The sequence below is a fragment of the Bradyrhizobium sp. I71 genome (genome assembly GCF_022354745.1).
Lineage (GTDB): Bacteria > Pseudomonadota > Alphaproteobacteria > Rhizobiales > Xanthobacteraceae > Bradyrhizobium > Bradyrhizobium liaoningense.
The window spans coordinates 4,410,977-4,429,888 of the sequence record NZ_CP059398.1; the positions used below are offsets into that span (position 1 = coordinate 4,410,977).

The following is an 18,912-nucleotide window of genomic DNA, read 5'->3' on the forward strand; positions in this document are numbered from 1 at the left end:
GTGCGCAAGCGAGAGGCGGGTTGTTCGCAATGATAGATGCAACTCGTGCGAGATCCGCATAGATTCTGTCTTGCTGAGACGCTGGGCACATCACCCGGCGTGCCGTCCTGTTAGAGATTCTTTCGTCTCTGGAATGCGAGCGCGCCATGCGGCCCGCGCCGTCGGAATGGGGTTACCGCGTGGGATCAATGGGAATTGAGGGCGCCGATCGTCGGCAACGACGTTCGCGCAGCTGCCGTCGTCGCCGGACAATGAGAGGTTGCGGGATGCTCGCCATCCTGGTCCTGCCGTATCTCGGCTCGACCTCCGCCAGCCGCGCGCAAATCGACAATTACGGGCTTTGGACCGCAATCAACAGCACGCCGGGGCAGGCGATCGAGTTCGGCACTCTGACCAACGCTCCGATCGGGTCCGCTTTTGCGACGAGCGCCTATCCTCACGCCGCAGTGTTTTCGGCCGATGGCCGTTTCGCCTATGTCGCTGCCATGTCCGGCGCGGTGGACGTCATCGACGTCGTCAGCCGGACGGTTGTCGCGACCATACCCGTCGCCGTCGGGCCGGCAGGATTGGCGCTCAGCCCTGATGGCTCGAGCCTCTATGTGACGTCCTCCGGGGCCAATTCCGTCACGGTGATCTCCACCGCGACCAATCTCGTGGTCGGTTCACCCATCGCAGTTGGTGCAGTCCCTTACGGCGTTGTCGTCTCGCCGGACGGGACCCGGGTCTATGTGGCCAACGAGGGCTCCGCGAGCGTTTCGATCATCGACGCCGCGTCGAAAACCGTCATCGGCGCGGTCGCGGTCGGAGGCGGCCCCTCCGGCATCTCCGTGTCTCCGGATGGAAGCCGGATCTACGTGGCCAATCAAGGCGGTGGCGTCTCGGTCATCGATGCGGCCTCGCAATCGGTGGTCACGACGGTTTCGATCTCCGGGCTCCCGCTGCATGTTGCAGTCAGCCCTGACGGGTCGCGGATCTACGTAACGACGCAGACCAACGTGCTCGTGGTGATCGATGCACTGACGAACACCGTCACGGCAAACGTCGCCCTGTCCAGCCACGGCGTCGGAGTGTCCCTGACGCCCGACGGAAGTCGCGCCTACATCACGACCGGCGCCGGGTTTTACGTGCTGGATACCGCCACGAACACGATCGTATCCTCCCCCTCGATGCCGATCGCGGACAACGGCACTTCCGGTGCGGCCTTCATTGGACCGAACGTCATCGTTGCGGCGGGTGGGGCGGTCTCGGCTGGCAGCGACGCCGCGCTCTCGGCGCTGAGTTTCGGGCAATACGTCAACTTCTATGGCGGTGCGCTGCGCTTCACGGGCGCTTTCAGCACCGCGCGGACGATTTCGCTGCTGGCGGGCGGCGGCACGATCGACACCAACGGCTTCAATGCGACGTTGTCCGGACAGATCATCAACACGGGGGCCCTGACCAAGACGGGGCTGGGCACGCTGACGCTGACCGGAGCCAACACCTACAGCGGCGGCACCTTCGTCAGCGGCGGCACGCTGGCCTTGAGCGGCGCCGGCACGCTGGGCGACGCCGGCGGGACGACCACGGTCAACAGCGGTGCCACGCTCGATCTGGGCGGCACGGCGCAGACCCAGGGTGCGGTCGGCCTCAACGGAGGCACGATCCGCAACGGCAATCTGAACGCGCCCGTCACGTCGACCGGAGGCGTCCTCAATGGCATCGGCGGGACCGCGAGCCTGACGACGACGGCCGGCTTCACCATGTTGGTCGGCAACAACGGCTATACCGGGGCCACGACCGTGAATGGTGGTGTGCTCGACGTCGAAGGAACCATCACCGGCACCTCTTCAGTCACGGTGAATGCCGGTGGCGTGCTGATGGGAGCGGGCACGATCGATCCATTGTTGGTGACGATCGCCGGCGGCGGCACCCTGGCGCCCGGCAACGGCACGCCCGGCAGCGTCACGAGCATTGTCGGCGATATCGCCCTGCAGCCGGGCGCGATCTATCAGGTCCAGGTCAATCCGTCGACGGCGTCCTCCGCAAGCGTATCTGGCACCGCAACCCTCGGCGGCGCCACCGTGAACGCGGTGTTTGCGGCCGGCAGCTATATCGAGAAGAGATACACCATCCTCAGCGCGGGCGGCGGCATCTCCGGCACCTTTGCCTCGACGGTTGTCAGCAGCAATCTGCCGGCGAACTTCAAGACCGATCTCAGCTACGATGCGAACAACGCCTATCTCGACCTGTCGCTCGCCTTCGTCCCGCCGCCGGCTTCCGGCCTGAGTGGCAATCAGCAGGCGGTGGCGAATGCACTGGTCCATTCCTTCGACGTCAACGGCGGCATTCCGTTGATCTACGGCCGCATGACGGCGGCAGGGCTGACGCAAGCCTCCGGCGAACAAGGCACGGCCACGCAACAGACGACGATCAGCGCGATGAGTCAGTTCATGGGCCTGCTCACCGATCCCTTCGCGCAACGGGAGAGCGGGCCGGGTCCGGCGAACAGCGCGGCTGCACTTGCCGAAGACTTTCAGTCGAGCGCCTATGCCGCCCGCAAGCGCACCGACGCCTTTGCCATGCTCGCCAAGGCGCCGGCGCAGGGATTTGTGCAGCGCTGGAGCGTGTGGGCTGCCGGCTTCGGCGGATCGCAATCGACCCATGGCAGTGCGAGGGATGGTTCCAACGACACGACGAGCCGCATCGCGGGTACGGCTGTCGGCGCGGACTATTGGCTCGCGCCGAGCACGAAGCTCGGCTTCGCGCTCGCCGGCGGTGGCACCGGCTTCGACGTCAACGGTCTCGGCTCCGGCCGCTCCGATTTGCTCCAGGCCGGCGCATATCTGTACCACGCGAACGGCCCGGCCTACGTTTCCGCCGCGCTGGCCTATGGCTGGCAGAACATGACCACCGATCGCACGGTGACGATCGCCGGCACCGATCGCCTGCGCGCCGCGTTCGACGCCCATGCGTATTCCGGTCGTCTCGAAGGCGGTTATCGCGTGGTCGCGTCATGGATCGGCGGAATTGGCCTTACGCCTTATGGCGCGATACAGTTCACGACGCTCGATCTCCCCGGCTATGCCGAACAGGCCGTCTCCGGCTCGTCGGCATTCGCCTTGAGCTACGCCGCGAAAAGCGTGACCGACAGCCGCAGCGAGCTCGGCCTGCGTACCGACAGGTCGTTTCCGATTCAGGATGGCGTGTGGGCCCTGCGCGGCCGTGTCGCCTGGGCGCATGATTTCAATCCCGATCGTGCGGCGGCCGCAACCTTTCAGGCGTTGCCGGTCGCAAGCTTCGTCGTCAACGGCGCGGCGCAGGCGCGCGACGCCGCGCTCACGACGGCTTCGGTCGAGATGAGATGGCCGAACGGCTGGTCGGCGGCGGCCACTTTCGAAGGCGAGTTCTCCAGCGTCACCCACAGCTACGCCGGCAAGGGCAGCGTTCGCTACGGCTGGTGAGCACCGTCATCCCTCCAGCGTGAAGCCGACGCGCAAGGTCACCTGATAGTGGCCGACGGTGCCGTTCTCGATGTGGCCACGAGTCTGCACCACCTCGAACCACTTCATCTCGCGAATGGTCTTCGACGCGCGGCTGATCGCGTTCTTGATCGCGTCCTCGATCGAGGTCTCGGACGATCCGACCAGGTCCAGGATCTTGTAGACATGGTCTTGCTCGGCTGCAGGCATGATGGGCTCCTTGGTTGCGCTGCGGCACGCGTCGTCGCGTGGGCTCCCATCTGAACGAGCGCCAGGCGGTCCGGTTCCATCCTGCGCGATGGCCCGCATGCACCAGCCGAGGTGGAGCGGCCGGCGTCCGCCTGCTAAGCGCTAGCCATGGATTCGGCGCAGCGCGACAGGACGATCGGCTCTCTCTGCCTCTGCGTGACGGCCTTCGGCTGGGCGTTGAACTGGCCGCTGATGAAGCTGTTGCTCCAGCAATGGCCGCCCCTGTTCGCACGTGGCCTTGCCGGGATCTGCGCCTCCCTCATTCTCGTGACCCTCGCGCTGAGCCGGAAGGAATCGTTCGCCGTGCCGCGCGAGGCCATCCCGCGGCTGCTGTTTGCGACCTTCACCAACGTCTTTGCCTGGATGGGTCTCGGCACGGTCGCCATGAAATATGTCACCGTGAGCGAGGGCGCTCTGCTCGCCTATACGATGCCGATCTGGGCGATGCTGTTTGCCTGGCCGGTGCTGCACACGCGGCCGGCCGCAAGGGATATTTTCGGGCTGGTCCTAGGCGTTGCCGGCGTCACGCTGCTTCTGAGCGGCAACGGCTTTGCGTTCGGCGCCGACAAGCTGCTGGGCATCGTGCTGGCGCTGCTCTGCGCCATCCTGTTCGCGCTCGGCAACGTGCTCAACCGCAAGCCGCTGCCGATGCCGCCGCTGGTCGTCGTCGCCTGGCAGGTCGGTCTCGGCTGCGCCGCGATGCTGATCCTCGGCGTCCTGTTCGAGCGTCCTGATATCACTGCGATTACCCCGCTGGGGCTCGGCTGCTTCGTCTATATGACGCTGGTGCCGATGGGCATCTGCTACGTCACCTGGTTCGAGACGCTGCGCCGTCTGCCACCGACCACGGCCTCGACCGGCATGCTGATCGTTCCCGTGATCGGCGTGGTCTCCGCCGCCATCATCCTGGGCGAGCCGCTGGGCCTGCGCGAATGGACGGCGATGGCGCTCACGCTGGGCGGCGTGACACTTGCCTTGCAGCGGGGGTAAGGCGCGGAGGTTCGGTCCTACGGATCCAGCTCCGTATCCCAGTACAGATAGTCGAGCCAGCTGTCGTGCAGGTAGTTCGTCGTCTGTGAAGAATTCCCAAGTCGTTGATTTGGAATCAGGAAACGGCATTTTGCGGTAACGGCATTTGCCGGAAAGCGGGGCTTTGGAGCGGGATTCCTTGCAAACTTGATTTGTGATTCACTCGCCCAAGAACCGGCATTGGCGGGGAATTCGATGCGGCCACCAGAGCGTCGCGAGACGGGGGAGCAGGATCTTTTCCGCTCCCGGCTCGATCAGATCATCGACATGAGGCATCCGCTGGTGACGCTATCGCGCACCGTGGACTGGGGCTTTCTGGAACAGCGGTTCGGCGAGGTTTACGACGACGACCCCGGCCGGCCGCCGCTGCCGACGCGCCTGATGGCGGGGCTGGCGATCCTCAAGCACACCTACGACCTGTCCGACGAAGTTCTGTGCGAGCGGTGGGTCGAGAACCCCTATTACCAACATTTCTGCGGCGAGGAGTTCTTCCAGCACCGGCTGGTGTTCGATCGCTCGTCGCTGACGCGCTGGCGCAACCGCATGGGTGAGGAACGGCTGGCGGCACTGATCCAGGAGAGCCTGTCGGTTGCCGTCAGGACCAAGGCAATCAAGCCGTCGGAGCTGTCGCGGGTGATCGTCGACACCACGGTTCAGCCCAAGAACGTGACGTTTCCCACCGATGCAAAGCTTCTGAACCGGGCGCGCGAGAAGCTGGTGCGGCTGGCGCAGCGCCATGGGGTGGCTTTGCGGCAGTCCTATGCGCGGGTAGGCAAGTTCGCCCTGATCAAGCACCAGCGCCATGCCCACGCCAAGCAGTTCAAGCGCGCCAACCGGGCGCTCAAGACGCTGCGAACCTATCTGGGCCGCGTGATCCGCGACATCGGCCGCAAGATCGAGGGCAATGGTGGGCTCGAAGCGGCGTTCGCCAAATTGCTGTTGCTGGCGCGGCGCGTACGCGAGCAGCAGCAGCGTCAACGGGGGCCGAAGGTCTATTCCCTGCACGCGCCGGAGGTCGAGTGCATCGGCAAGGGTAAGGCTCACAAGCCTTACGAGTTCGGCGTCAAAGTCTCCGTCGCCACCACGATCGGCCACGCCAAAGGCGGCCAGTTCGTCACTCATGTGAAGGCGCTGCCCGGCAATCCCTATGACGGTCACACGCTGGCCACCGTGATCCCGGACATGGAGGCGCTGATCGGCAACACCATCGCGCGCCTCCTCGCCGACAAGGGATATCGCGGCCACAACGCGCCGCCCGATTACAGGTTCAGGGTCTTCATCTCCGGCCAGAAGCGAGGAGTGACACCCAGCATCAAACGCGAATTGCGTCGCAGGGCCGCTGTCGAGCCCGTCATCGGCCATCTCAAAGCCGAGCACCGCATGGGCCGCAATTATCTCTGGTTCCGTCGCGGCGATGCCGCCAACGCCGTCCTCGCCGCCGCTGGCTACAACTTCCGACGCCTCATCCGCTGGCTCAGGCTTTTGTTGCGCCAAATCCTCTCGGCTCTAACTGCCGCGCCTCAGACCGTTCCAGCCTGAGGACAGAGTTCTTCACGGACGACTAGTTCGGCGGGAAGAGACGGCCGTTGCGGTGCAGCTGGTGCACGGTGGGTGCGAACGCGTTCTGGCGCGGAAACATCTTTGCCTGCGCAGGGGTAAGATTGCCCTTGCGCAGGTTACACGGCGAGCACGCCGCGACCACGTTCTCCCAGGTGGTCTGGCCGCCTTTGCTGCGCGGGATGATGTGATCGAAAGTGAGGTCTTCGGGCGAGCCGCAATATTGGCAGGCGAAACGATCGCGCAGGAAGACGTTGAACCGGGTGAAGGCGGGGTGGGTGGTCGGCTTGACGAAGGATTTGAGCGAGACGACGCTCGGCAGCTGCATCTGCAGGGTGGGACTGTGGACCGCCTGATCGTAGTGAGCGACGATATTGACGCGGTCGAGGAACACCGCCTTGATCGCGTCTTGCCACGACCACAACGACAGTGGGTAGTAACTCAGCGGCCGGAAGTCCGCATTCAGCACCAACACCGGCCAACTGCCTTGCGAGACATGTGCGTTCAAGTAACGCTCCCGGCCTCCAATATACGCTGCGAAGCAGCATGTACTGACATACTACATGCAGCGTGACGGGATTGTGAAGCCCGTTGAGCGACTTATTCAGGCGCAAGCAATGCGGCGGCGGGGTGGCAAAAATGCTCAAAATGCCGCGATCCCGGGGGCGCGCGGAACCGCCGCCCCCGCGTCGTGACCGCCCTTCCGCGCCAGCTACTCCCGTACCCGCTCCAGCTTCTGCAGGCACCGCGTCGTGCGCACCGCGGCCGGCATCTCCTCGTCCGGAAAGCTGCTCTCCCAATTGGTGACGCCGACCTCGCCGACATAGATGTCGCCCTTCGAGTCCAGCGCGATGCCATGCGGGGCGAGGAATTTGCCGCTGGCAACCCCCGGGCCCTCCTCGCCGCCAAGCCGCGCGATGCGATTTCCCTTGGCGTCGACGATCGACAGTCGCGGGCCGAGATTGGGCACATTGCGGTTGATGGCGAGGCCGGGGCCGAGCTCGCCGATGACGAAGGTCGGGCTCTTCCCGCGGCCGCAGCAGCACAGCGCGCAGGGCCGGTGCAGATTGTTCCACTGCGCCTCATACCTGCCCTCGCCGTTGAACACCTGCACGCGGTGGTTCTCGCGGTCGGCGACATAGACCCAGCCGTCGGCATCGGTCGCGATGTTGTGCACGATGTTGAACTGGCCGGGGTCGGTGCCGGGCTCGCCCCAGCTTTTGGTCAGCTTGCCGTCAGGGGTGAATTTGTGCACGCGCGCATTGCCGTAGCCGTCGGAGACGTAGATCTCGCCCTTCGGCGACAGTGCGGTGTGGGTGCAGCGGTGGAACGGCTCGCCGCTCATGAACGGCGCCGGCTTTGCGGGAATGCCGATCGTGAGCAGCACCTTGCCGTCGGTGGTGCATTTGCGCACCGTGTGGTCGCCGTCATCGGTGCAATAGAGGTTGTCGTCGGCATCGATGTGCAGGCCATGCGCACGGGAGAACAGTCCTTCGCCCCAGCTGCGCAGGAAATTGCCGTCGCGGTCCAGCACCACCATCGGATGGGCGCCGCGGTTGAAGACGTAGACGCGATCCTTGCTGTCGACCGCGACCGAGGCGACGTCGGTGAGCTGCCAGCCGTCGGGAAGTTTCGCGAAGTTTTCGACGACGCGGTAGCGATGCTCGCCGCTGCCGAGAATGGCTGGCATTTGTGATCTCCCTCAATTTGGCCGTCGGGCGACGCCCTCTCCACGCTGTCATTGCGAGCGCAGCGAAGCAATCCAGAATCTTTCCGCGGATATGGTCTGGATTGCTTCGCTGCGCTCGCAATGACGATGGCGTTCAAGCCGAGCTCACCTGCCGCCCCAAAATCCTTCCTCGACCGCCTTGATCTGGAGCGCGAGATATTTCGAATTGATCCGGCATTGTGCGAGGCTGCCGGCGATGAACCAGAGGCCGGGCTGCTTCGTGCGCGCATACATGTTGCGGAGCTCGAAGCCGTCGCCGAAGCCCCAGATCGGACCGACCCGGTCGGCGATGGCATCGCCGAACAGCTGACGCACCAGATATTCCTGCGGCTTGTAGCCGGTCGAGAGCACGATGAGGTCGGCTGCAATGGTCGAGCCGTCCTTCATCCGCGCGCCGTTCGTGACGAAGCTCTCGATGTCGGAAAACTGCCTGAGCGTGATCTTGCCCTCGACGATCAGGTTGGAGCAGCCGACATTGAAATAATAACCACCGCCGCGCGTGAGGTATTTGAACTGCCAACCGGTGCCGGCCTCGCCGAAGTCGAGCTTGAAGCCGACGCGGCGGAGGCCGTCGAGCAGCTCCTTGTCGAGCTCCTTCGATTGCTCCGTGAGCATCACATGCGCTGTCTTCGCCAGCGGCGTCGGCATCGAGGCCGCGATCAGATCATTGTCCTCGAGCGTGCCTTCATTGTAGGTCGCGTAGGCGAGCTGCGCCGACGGCTCGATATTGGTGACCAGCGTCGGCGAGCGCTGCACCAGCGTCACTTCGGCGCCGCTGGAATAGAGATCCTGCGCGATGTCATGGCCGCTGTTGCCGGTGCCGATGACGATGGCACGCTTGCCGGTCCAGTTCTCGCCGTCCTCGTAGCGGCTGGAATGCACCAGCGCGCCCTTGAAATTGTCGAGGGTCGGGATATCGGGAACATTGGCGATGCCGCTGACGCCGGTCGCCATCACCACATGGTGCGGATGCATGGTGCGCTTGCTGCCGTCGGAGCGGCGCAGCGTCACGGTCCAGTGGCCGCTGGCCTCGTCATGGGCGCCGCCTTCGAACTCGGTGCCGGTCCAGAAGTTCAGCTCCATGGCATCGACATAGGCTTCGAACCAGTTGGCGAGCTTGTCCTTTGGGATATAGGTCGGCCAGCTCGGCGGGAAGGGCATGTAGGGCAGGTGATTGACCTGCACCTGATTGTGCAGCGTCAGCGCGTGGTAACGCTTGCGCCAGTTGTCGCCGATCCGTGCCTCGCGATCGACGATCAGCGTGTCGACCTTCAACTGTTTCAGCCGCGCCGCAATCGCGAGCCCGGCCTGGCCGCCGCCGACCACCAGCACGGCTGGATCGCGGTCGGCATAGTCGCGCGAGGCGTTGCGCAGGTCGAGCCAGTTCGGCCCGCGAAAGTCGCGCGAATAGGCCTGGCCGCGCGGGCGCGATGTGCCGAGTTGCTCCTCGAAGCCCTTGAGCTCATCGAGCGCGGTCAGCAGCGTCCAGGCCTTCAACCGGTCGCCGTCGGTGCTGTCAGGTACGAGCCGCAGGATACCGCTGCCGCGGCCGAGCGCGGTTTCGAAATCGAAGATGGCTTCGATGGTGTTGGTGCCGGCGCGCGTCACCCAGCGCGGCGGCGCGCGGTTGGGCGCGATCCTGAAATGAGACGGCGCCGCTTTGGGCGCGAGCGCCGTCAGCTGCTGCACGACCGTGTCGCTGCCAGCGATTGTTTGCAGGTTCCAGCTGAGCGCCAGCACATCGCGCCAAAAACCGTCGGCGAGGAAGAGGCGGGTCAGGGTGGCGCTATCGGGCTTGCCCAGGGCGCGCTCGAACTCATCGAGCCAGGCCTGTGCGGAGACGGAAATATCCTTGGTCTTGTCCAGCATGCGCGACCTCATGGCCGTCTTCGCGGCGTTTCCTCTGAGGCTGACGCTATACGGTTTCGCGGACCGCCAAAAGCGGGCGACCCGAGCGAGGCAGGCATGCGGCCCTGCTCGGACGGAATATGCCGGGCGATGCTTCAAGCCGGGATTCGGTGGCGGCCGGCTAAGGCCCGTCCGGCCTGCGGTCCGTCCAGTAGGGATCGCGGAGCTTGCGCTTGAAGATCTTCCCGGTCGCCTCCCGTGGCAGCGCATCCAGGAACTGGATCTCCTTCGGCACCTTGAAGTTGGCCAGCCGCTCGCGCAGAAACGCCTGCACCGCAGCGGCGGAGAGCTCTTCGGCCAAATCGGGCTCGATGCAGGCGCACAACCGCTCGCCATATTCCGCGTCCGGGATGCCGAACACGGCGCAATCGCGGACGCCGGGCATGGCGATCAGCACATTCTCGATCTCGGCCGGATAGATGTTGACGCCGCCCGAGATCACCATGTCGCGCTTGCGGTCGCACAGGAACAGATAGCCGTCCTCGTCGAGATAGCCGACGTCGCCGACGCTGACGAGACCGTCGCGCCCGGCCTCGGCGCGCGCCTGCGCCTTGCCGTGATAGTCAAAATCGGGCACCGCCGTCTGGCGCATGTAGATCTCGCCGACCTCGTTCGCGCCACAGAGGCTGCCGTCGTCGCGAAAGATCTTGACGATGCCGCCTTCGATGGCGCGGCCGACTGTGCCGGGTTTCCTCAGCGCCTCCTCGGCCGAGTGCCACACCGGGATGCCGGTCTCGGTCGAGCCGAAATATTCGTTGATGACGGGTCCCCACCACGCGATCATGGCCCGCTTCACCTCGGGCGGGCAGGGCGCCGCGCCGTGAACGACGAACCGCAGCGACGACAGGTCATAACGCTGCCTCACCGTCTCGGGCAGGCGGAGCAGGCGCACGAACATGGTCGGCACCATGTGGATATGCGTCACACGGTGGCGTTCGATCAGCGCCAAGAGCTCCTCGGCATCGAACCGCGCCTGGAGGACGATGGTGCAGCCGTTGCGGAACGCCATCATGCCGTAGGAATGCGGCGCCGAATGATACATCGGCCCGTTGATCAGCACGACCTGGCCCTCGCGCGGCTTGATGCCGTAGGCGATCGCGCCGACGCGCTCGGAAGCCGCCGCCTGCTCGGGCTGCATCGGCATGCGCCGCACGCCCTTCGGCATGCCGGTGGTCCCCGAAGTGTAGATCATCGCCGCGGCCCGGCGCGGCGGCTCCTGCGATTCCGGATGGCCGTCGCGCCAGCGGTCCCAATCCATCGACCCCGCCGGGACCTCGGTCAGGTCGGGGGGAATTGCGAAGGTCGCCGCGAGCTCGGGTGGCGTCGCGACGACGAGCAAGCGGACATCGTCCGGAATGCCGCCGCGAATCTGCGGCAGCAGATCGGCGTGGCAGACCAGAATCGTCGCGCCGCTGTCGGTCAGGATGTAACGGACCTCCTCGGCCTTGAGATGCCAGTTGATCGGCACCACCGGGCTGCCCAGTGCGGCCGAGGCCGCAACCACCTCGAACAGGGCGAAGTCGTTGCGCAGCATCATCGCGACCGGCGCGCCTTCGGCAACGCCGAGGGCGCGAAGCCCGCTCGCGGCGCGCTTGATGCGCGCCTGGATCTCGTCATAGCCGATCCGGCGTTCGCCGCTGATGATCATGGTCCGTCCCTGTTCCACTGGAGTCAGCGATCGTCGAGCACGTCGCCGAAGCCCACCCAGCTCTTGCCGTTGAAGCGTCGGAGCTGAAGCTGCTGGAACGGCAGATAGTCGTCTGGCCCGGTCGAAACGGCGATGCCCGGCAGCAGCAGCGGCAGCTTCACCTCCTTCAGCGAGGCCGCCTGGCGCATGATGTTCTCGCGGCTGAAATCACCCTTGCAGGCCTTCAGCACCGTCATCAGCAGCGTCGCGTAGTGGTAGCCGGCCGCATAGTTGGAGTTGGAGAGGTCCGCATTCGGCATGTACTGCTTCATGAAGGCGAAGTACTCCTTCACCCCGGGATCGCTGGCCCATTGCGGGTCCATCGTGTCCTTCTGATTGCTCGACGAGATCAGGCCGACCGCGTTGTCGAGCCCGGCCGGCTCCAGGAACGAGATCGACGAGGCCGAGGTCGGCACGAAGAACAGCTCGGGCTTCCAGCCGATCTCGGCCACGCCCTTGATCATCTGCGAGGTGAACTTTCCGAGCACGACGCCAAACAGCACGTCGGCGCCAGATGACTTCAGGGTCGAGAGCTGCGAGCTGATCGTCGGCGCGCTGGTCTCATAGGTCTGCTCGGCGATGATCATGCTGGCGGCCTTGTCGCCGAGCGCGCGCTTGAAGCCGGCGACATAGTCGCGGCCGAAATCGTCGTTCTGGGACAGGATGGCGATCTTGGCGCTCGGCTTGGTCCGCAGCACGTGCTTGGCATAGACCACGCCCTCGGATTCGTAGGCGGCCATGCCGGGCATGGTCCATGGATATTTCTGCGGGTCGGCCCATTTCGTCGCGCCGGAGAGCACGAAGAGCTGGGGCACCTTCTTGCCGTTGAGGTAGCGCTGTACCGCGGTGTTGGTCGCGGTGCCGAGCGAGCCGAACATCATCAGCACCTCGTCCTGCTCCACCAGCTTGCGGGTCTGCTCGACCGTCTTCGGCGGCGAATAGGCGTCGTCCAGCGTGATGAACTTGACCTTGCGGCCGTTGATGCCGCCATCGGCATTGATCTTCTCGAAGAAGGCTTCCTGCGTCCGCCCGATCGCGCCGAAGCCGGATGCCGGCCCGCTATAGGGCAGGGTCTGTCCGATGCGGATCTCGTCGCTGCCTTCGCCATGGGCGCTCCCGCCGGCGAGCGCCAGCAGGGACAGGCCGATCAGTGCGGCTGCCAGCTTCATTGCATCCTCCCGTTTTTGCCAGTTCGAGACGTCAGGCGCTCGCGCGCATCAGGAAATCCTGCCGGGCCTGATCGAATTCACCTTTCATCCGATCGACGAGCTCCGCGACGGGAGGGACATCGGTGATCTGGCCGATGCCCTGGCCCGATCCCCAGATGTCGCGCCACGCCTTCGATTTCATGTTGCCGCCGGAGCCGAAGTTCATCTTCGATTTGTCGGCGGCCGGCAGATTGTCCGGGTCCAATCCGGCGGCGGCGATGGAGGGGCCGAGATAGTTGCCGTGCACGCCGGTGAACAGGTTGGTGTAGACGATATCGTGCGCGGCATGCTGCGTCAGCGCGGATTTGTAGGCTGCGTCGGCATTGGCTTCCTGCGTCGCGATGAAGCGCGTGCCCATATAGGCGAGGTCGGCGCCCAGCGTCAGTGCGGAGGCGATGCCGAAGCCGTCGCTGATTGCGCCCGACAGCAGGATCGCGCCGTCGAACCATTGCTTGACCTCGCGCACCAGCGCGAAGGGTGACAGCGTGCCGGCATGTCCGCCCGCACCGGCGCAGACCAGGATCAGGCCGTCCACGCCCTGTTCGGCGGCCTTGCGCGCATGCTTGACGTTGATGACGTCGTGGAACACCAGCCCGCCATAGGAGTGCGCGGCCTCGACGATCTCCGCCGGTGGCCGCAGTGAGGTGATGATGATAGGCGCCTTGTGCTTTACGCAGGTCTCCATGTCCTTCATCAGCCGGTCATTGGAGGCATGGCAGATCTGGTTGACGGCGTAGGGCGCAACCTTCTTGCCGGGATTGCGCGATTTGTATTCGCCGAGCTCGTTCTCGATGCGGCTCAGCCACTCGTCCAGCTTCTCGACAGGACGGGCATTGAGCGCGGGAAACGAGCCGACCACGCCCGCCTTGCACTGGGCGATCACCAGCTCCGGTCCGGAAACGATGAACAGAGGTGAGCCGACCACGGGCAGCTCGAGTGAATCCTTCAAGAGAGTGGGCAGCGCCATCATGTCCTCCTGAAACGCGGCCCCGCCGGCGGGCGGATGACGAGGCGTTTCCCTGTTGATTGTCGCGCGGGCGGATTGCCGCCCGCGTTTGCGGATTTGATCCCACTATAAGGTTGGACGGCGCGCTCCGGCCGTTCAATAATGAACGGATCGTCATTCAGAGATGAACAGGGCGTCCGATGGACTGGGACCTTTGCAAGACCTTCGTCGCGGTGGCCGATACCGGCAGCTTCACCGCCGCCGCCCGCCGGCTGCACACCAGCCATCCCACCGTCAGCCGCAAGATCGCGGCGCTGGAAGCCCAGCTCGGCACCCGACTGGTGGCGCGCGCCGCCGACGGCCTGGCGCTGACCGCGGATGGAAGGACGTTGCGTGAGCACGCGGAGGCAATGGCGGCCGCAGCGCTACGGGCCGAGACCGCGGTCGCGGCGGGAGGACACAAGGCGCGCGGCATCGTCAAGCTGTCGATCGGCGCGACGCTGGCCTCGCATTGGCTGATGCCGCGCTTGCCTGCCTTCCTGCGTGCGCACGATCATATCCAGCTCGAGATCATCACCCATCCGTTTCCGGCGAGCGTGCGCCGGCGTGAGGCGGACGTGGTGCTGCGGCCCTTCGACAGCGGCGAGGAAAACTTGGTCGGTCGCAAGATCGGCCGTCTCGGCACGGGATTCTATGCCTCGCGCGATTATGCCGCCGGGCGGCCCTTGCCTGAACGGCGCGGCGATTGGAAGGAGCACAGCGTCATCGGCTTCGCCGACCAGGCATCCAACGCGCAGCTTGCGCGCTGGAGCGACGTCGTCACGCGGCAGGCGAGGGTGGTGATGCGCTGCTCATCCCAGGGGGACATGCTGGCGGCGGTCCGCGCCGGGATCGGAATCTCCGCGCTCTCGTGCTTCGTCGCCGAAGCCTATTCCGATCTCGTGCGCGTCGCCCCGCAGAAGCTCGCCAGCGTCGCGGATCTATGGCTGCTGGCCCATCCCGACCTCGTCGAGCTTCCGGCGGTGCGCGCCGTGGTCGACTTCGTTGCCGAATGCGCCCGGGCCGACCGCGCGAGGCTGCGCGGTTAGCCCGATCCCGCGAGCACGCCCTCGCGCTTCTTCACGGCGCGATAGTAGCTCCACCACAGATGCGCGGCCGCGCCGCGCAGCGGACGCCAGGGTTCGGCGAGCGGCGCCATCTGCTTCTCGGTCGGCCGCGCCTTCAGACCGAGCCCGATACGGATGCCCTCCTGCACGGCAAGGTCGCCGGCCGGCCAGGCATCGCCGTGGCCGAGGCAGAACAGCAGGTAGACGTCGGCGGTCCACGGCCCAATGCCGGGCAGCGCGATCAGCGTGTGATGGGCAGCATCGGCATCTTCCTCCGCGAGCACGTCGAGGTTCAGCCGCTCGGCGGCGATCTCGCGTGCCAGATGCTTCAGCGTCTTGATCTTCGCGGCGGAGAGGCCGAGCCGCCCCAGCCGGTCGGTGCGGGCGCGGCGCACCGCGTCATGGTCGAGCGGATCGAACGCGGCCGACAGCCGACCCCAAATCGCCGCGGCGCTCGCGGTCGAGAGCTGCTGTCCGCAGACGATGTGCGCAAGGCCGGTAAAGCCCGGCTCGCGCCGCCGCAGCGCCGGCATGCCCGCGATCTCGAGCACGGGCCTGAGGCGCGGATCGCGCTTGATCAGCGCGTGGACGGCCTCTTCGAGATCGGACTGGGTTTCGAGGTGGATGGTCATGATGGTCCGACAAGCTCTCCGACGTCATGGCCGGGCTTGTCCCGGCCATCCACGTCTTTCTAACCGTGACGTATTGTCTAGCATGAGCGGTGGTTGTGGTGTTTGTCCGGCACCTTGACATGATCGGCAGGCGGCATCGAAGAACGTGGATGGCCGGGACAAGCCCGGCCATGACGAGATATGTCGACTGATGCCACCCGTTTTCCGATTTGCCCCCAGCCCCAACGGCCTCCTGCATCTCGGCCACGCCTATTCCGCGCTGCTCAACTTCGATCGCGCGCGGGAGACCGGCGGGCGGCTGTTGCTGCGGATCGAGGACATCGACGCGACGCGCTGCCGGCCGGAATACGAGGCGGCGATCTACGAGGATCTCGCCTGGCTCGGAATTGCCTGGGAAACGCCGGTGCGCCGGCAGTCCGAGCATCTCGGTGATTATCGTGCCGCGCTGGAAAGGCTCTCCGCGCTCGGTCTCGTCTATCCCACTTTCGAAAGCCGGGCCGAGATCGCAAGGCTCATCGCCGCGCGCGAGGTGGACGGGCCGTGGCCGCGCGATCCCGATGGCGCGCCGCTTTATCCCGGCGACGCCAAATCATTGTCGGCTGACGAACGGTCGCATTTGATCGCATCAGGCGCGCCTTATGCGCTGCGGCTCGACATGCAGGCCGCCTGCCGCCGTGCCGCCCGTCTGAACTGGAATGAGCGCGGCGAGGGACCGGACGGCGAGCGCGGCATCGTCTCGGCGCGGCCGGAGGCGTGGGGCGACGTGATCCTGGCCCGCAAGGAGACGCCGACCAGCTACCATCTGTCGGTGGTCGTCGACGACGCGCTCCAGGGTGTCAGCGAGATCGTGCGGGGCCAGGACCTGTTTCATGCGACGGCCGTCCACCGCCTGCTCCAGGTCCTGCTCGGCCTGCCCGAGCCCGCCTATCGCCATCACCCACTGATTCGCGATGAGGCGGGCCGGAAGCTGTCGAAATCGAGCCGGTCGACCGGCTTGCGCGCCTTGCGCGCGGCCGGCGTCACGTCCGCCCGCGTCCGCCAGCTGGTGGGATTAGGTTAAGTTTCTCTGGGGGTTAGCAAAACGTCGCCGTGACTCCGGGTGTTCCTCCGTGCCATGCTCGGTCCGCGCGGGGTTCGAAGAGAGTACTTCGAAGGGGATTCATGGCGGCGAAAACGCGTCCAGTGCGCACCACGCGGACGTCCAGGCGGCTGCCTCGGAAGCGGTCCGGGCCGGCCGGAAAGGTGCGCAAGCGCAGCACCAAGGCGGTCGCGCCCGACGTGGTCCAGGCGGCGCTGGCCGCCTTTGCCCATGAGGTCCGCACTCCCCTGACCGGCATTCTGGCGATCAGCGATCTGCTCGCGACTTCCGATCTCGGCGAACGGGAACGGCGGTGGGCCGATACCATCAAGGCCGGTGCCGAGCATCTGGCGAGCCTTGCCACGCTGTTCGTGGATGCCGCCAGAACCGGCAAGGGAACGGGGAGGGGCGGCAGCACGCTGCGGCAGGACCTGTTCGATCTACGGACGCTCGCCCGCAGCGCCGGCGATTCGCTGGCCGGCCGCGCCGCGGCCAAAGGTCTCCAGGCCGAGGTCGAGATCTCCGACAAGCTCCCGGGACTCGTGGTCGGTGATCCCGTCCGCCTGCGCGCGGCGCTCGAGAACCTGATCGACAATGCCGTCAAATTCACCGACCAGGGCGGCGTGGCGCTCGCAGTCGAGCCGTGGCGTCCCGCCAAAGCAAAGGGCAAGGGCAGGGTCGGTGTCTCCTTTGCGGTGTCCGACAGCGGCATCGGCCTGACCATGGCCGAGATCAAGCGGCTGTTCCGCCCGTTCACCCAGGCCAATGTCACCATCGCGTCGCGCTTCGGCGGCGCCGGCTTGGGGCTCTCTTCGGTCAAGCAATTGGCACGTGCGATGGGCGGCGACATCACCGTCGCTCCGCGCCGCGGTGGTGGCGCCACCTTCACGTTGACGGTGTCGCTGGACGCCACGGGATCGGACAAGAGCAGCAAGGCGAAGGGTAGCGGGCCCGAGGCGGTCGCGGGCCTTCGCGTGCTCAGCGTCGAGGACAATCCGTTCGGCCGCGTCGTGCTCAACACGATCCTGACCGAGCTCGGCCATCAAGCCGAGTTCATCGGGCGCGGCGAGGACGCGGTCGGCCGGCTGGAGCAGGGCGGGTTCGACGCGGTGCTGATGGACATGGTGCTGCCGGGCATCGACGGTATCGAAGCCATCAGGCGGATCCGCGCGCTGTCGACGCCGCTGGCCCGGATCCCGATCATCGGCGTGTCCGGCCGCGGCGAGGACGAGGCAGCATCGCGCGCGGCCGGCGCCGACGCCTTCCTGGTCAAGCCTGTGTCTCCGCGGGCTTTAGCGACTGCGCTGCTTGAAGCGACACGCCATGAGGAAGCCGCGACTTGATGATCGCGGCGTTGAGCTCACCGCCGTAAACGAAGATCGCGGCGATGAAATACAGGAACACCAGCGCGATGATCACCGAGGCGAGCCCCGCATACATGGTCACGTAGTTGTTGGCGAAGCGCGCCAGATACTGTCCGAAGACGACGCCGGAGACCAGGGACGCCACCACCGTGAAGATGATGCCCGGCATGATCTGGAGGAAGCTGCGCCGTCCCGCCGGCAGCCAGGCGTGCAGGATGAACAGCGCAACCACGAGCGCGCCGATGGTGATGCCGTAGCGCAGCCAGGTGAGAATGCTTTCGTTCGATTCGACGAACAGGGGAATGTGGCGCCGCGCGGCCTCGATGATCAGCGGACCGAGCACGATCAGGAACGCCATCGCGAGGGCAGTGAAGGCTGCAATCAGCGTATAGGCAATCGATTCCAGCCGCAGCCAGTACCAGCGTCGCATCTCCACCACCGCGTAGGCGCGGTTGAGTGCGACCCGCAGCGCCTCGACGCCGTTGGAGGCGAAATAGACCGACAGCGCCGCGCCGATGGTCAGAATGCCGGTGCGGGTCGTGGTCAGCACGTCATGCACCTCGCCCGAGATCGAATCGGCGACCTGCTTGGGCCAGACCTGGAGCATCAGGCTGGCCGCCTGGTCGGCGAGTTCCTTGGAGCCGAAGACGCCGGCGAGCGAGGTCAGCACGATCAGGAACGGGAACAGCGCCATCAGCGTCGACAACGCGATGTGGCTTGCGATCGCCCAGCCGTCATCGGCGAGGAAGGTGTAGAACGCATCCATCACGACGACGTAGATGTAGCGGATCGCTTTCAACGGCCACCTACACCGCTGCTCTCTTTCCCCGCACGCGGAGAGAGGCGAAGAGAGCAGGCAATTGGCGCAAATCGGAAATCATTCCGCTACCATCTGACATTATTGGGTCAAAAGCCAGATCGCGAAACGCTCCGCCGTCATTCCGGGGCGCACGCAGCGCGA

Annotated in this window: 15 protein-coding genes; 6 read left to right on the plus strand and 9 right to left on the minus strand. The window is 65.7% G+C overall.

From position 1 onward, the window contains the following. Window positions 1-266 precede the first annotated feature (266 nt). On the plus strand, window positions 267-3,440 hold the full coding sequence (locus tag FJV43_RS21320) for an autotransporter domain-containing protein (protein ID WP_239620628.1): 3,174 nt from the start codon (window positions 267-269) through the stop codon (window positions 3,438-3,440). Window positions 3,441-3,446: 6 nt separating this feature from the next. Here FJV43_RS21320 and FJV43_RS21325 read toward each other — a convergent pair whose 3' ends face one another. Continuing rightward, the gene (locus FJV43_RS21325; protein ID WP_239620633.1) at window positions 3,447-3,668 is read right to left on the minus strand and encodes a dodecin; all 222 of its coding nucleotides are present in this window, start codon (window positions 3,666-3,668) and stop codon (window positions 3,447-3,449) included. A gap of 147 nt (window positions 3,669-3,815) precedes the next feature. Between FJV43_RS21325 and FJV43_RS21330 the strand changes: the two genes are divergently transcribed. Beyond that, the gene (locus tag FJV43_RS21330; protein WP_239620635.1) at window positions 3,816-4,697 is read left to right on the plus strand and encodes a DMT family transporter; all 882 of its coding nucleotides are present in this window, start codon (window positions 3,816-3,818) and stop codon (window positions 4,695-4,697) included. Between the two features lie 234 nt (window positions 4,698-4,931). Beyond that, the gene (locus FJV43_RS21335) at window positions 4,932-6,275 is read left to right on the plus strand and encodes an IS5 family transposase (protein WP_239620637.1); all 1,344 of its coding nucleotides are present in this window, start codon (window positions 4,932-4,934) and stop codon (window positions 6,273-6,275) included. Window positions 6,276-6,297: 22 nt separating this feature from the next. Here the strand turns inward: FJV43_RS21335 and FJV43_RS21340 are convergent, their stop codons facing one another. From FJV43_RS21340 to FJV43_RS21365, 6 genes are all read right to left on the minus strand, one after another. Then, window positions 6,298-6,801 carry an HNH endonuclease gene (locus FJV43_RS21340; RefSeq protein WP_239620638.1) on the minus strand — a complete coding sequence of 168 codons (504 nt, stop codon included), beginning with the start codon at window positions 6,799-6,801 and terminating at the stop codon, window positions 6,298-6,300. A 204-nt stretch (window positions 6,802-7,005) separates the two neighbouring features. Further along, window positions 7,006-7,983, minus strand: coding sequence for a peptidyl-alpha-hydroxyglycine alpha-amidating lyase family protein (locus FJV43_RS21345; protein WP_239620641.1), 978 nt, complete (start codon window positions 7,981-7,983; stop codon window positions 7,006-7,008). A gap of 144 nt (window positions 7,984-8,127) precedes the next feature. Further along, window positions 8,128-9,891: an NAD(P)/FAD-dependent oxidoreductase gene (locus FJV43_RS21350; protein WP_239620642.1), complete on the minus strand. Its 1,764-nt coding sequence runs from the start codon at window positions 9,889-9,891 to the stop codon at window positions 8,128-8,130. Window positions 9,892-10,051: 160 nt separating this feature from the next. Next, window positions 10,052-11,578 carry an acyl-CoA synthetase gene (locus FJV43_RS21355; protein WP_239620643.1) on the minus strand — a complete coding sequence of 509 codons (1,527 nt, stop codon included), beginning with the start codon at window positions 11,576-11,578 and terminating at the stop codon, window positions 10,052-10,054. Between the two features lie 23 nt (window positions 11,579-11,601). Then, window positions 11,602-12,786 carry an ABC transporter substrate-binding protein gene (locus FJV43_RS21360; RefSeq protein ID WP_239620648.1) on the minus strand — a complete coding sequence of 395 codons (1,185 nt, stop codon included), beginning with the start codon at window positions 12,784-12,786 and terminating at the stop codon, window positions 11,602-11,604. 31 nt (window positions 12,787-12,817) lie between these two features. Further along, a complete protein-coding gene (locus FJV43_RS21365) occupies window positions 12,818-13,792 on the minus strand; it encodes a nitronate monooxygenase family protein (RefSeq protein WP_239620650.1) in 975 nt (324 codons plus the stop codon). A gap of 179 nt (window positions 13,793-13,971) precedes the next feature. Here FJV43_RS21365 and FJV43_RS21370 point away from each other — a divergent pair, with 179 nt between their 5' ends. Next, window positions 13,972-14,859, plus strand: a complete 888-nt coding sequence (locus tag FJV43_RS21370; RefSeq protein ID WP_239620652.1) for a LysR family transcriptional regulator — start codon at window positions 13,972-13,974, stop codon at window positions 14,857-14,859. Here the strand turns inward: FJV43_RS21370 and FJV43_RS21375 are convergent. After that, on the minus strand, window positions 14,856-15,509 hold the full coding sequence (locus FJV43_RS21375) for a DNA-3-methyladenine glycosylase 2 family protein (RefSeq protein ID WP_239620653.1): 654 nt from the start codon (window positions 15,507-15,509) through the stop codon (window positions 14,856-14,858). The genes FJV43_RS21370 and FJV43_RS21375 overlap by 4 nt on opposite strands. 190 nt (window positions 15,510-15,699) lie before the next feature. Here FJV43_RS21375 and gluQRS point away from each other — a divergent pair, with 190 nt between their 5' ends. Next, window positions 15,700-16,569, plus strand: coding sequence for a tRNA glutamyl-Q(34) synthetase GluQRS (gluQRS, locus tag FJV43_RS21380; protein ID WP_239620655.1), 870 nt, complete (start codon window positions 15,700-15,702; stop codon window positions 16,567-16,569). Window positions 16,570-16,670: 101 nt separating this feature from the next. Continuing rightward, window positions 16,671-17,930, plus strand: coding sequence for an ATP-binding protein (locus tag FJV43_RS21385; RefSeq protein WP_239620657.1), 1,260 nt, complete (start codon window positions 16,671-16,673; stop codon window positions 17,928-17,930). On the opposite strand, the gene FJV43_RS21390 is transcribed toward FJV43_RS21385, so the two are convergent. Next, window positions 17,857-18,750 carry a YihY/virulence factor BrkB family protein gene (locus FJV43_RS21390; protein ID WP_061880683.1) on the minus strand — a complete coding sequence of 298 codons (894 nt, stop codon included), beginning with the start codon at window positions 18,748-18,750 and terminating at the stop codon, window positions 17,857-17,859. The two genes, FJV43_RS21385 and FJV43_RS21390, sit on opposite strands and share 74 nt — an antisense overlap. Window positions 18,751-18,912 lie beyond the last annotated feature (162 nt).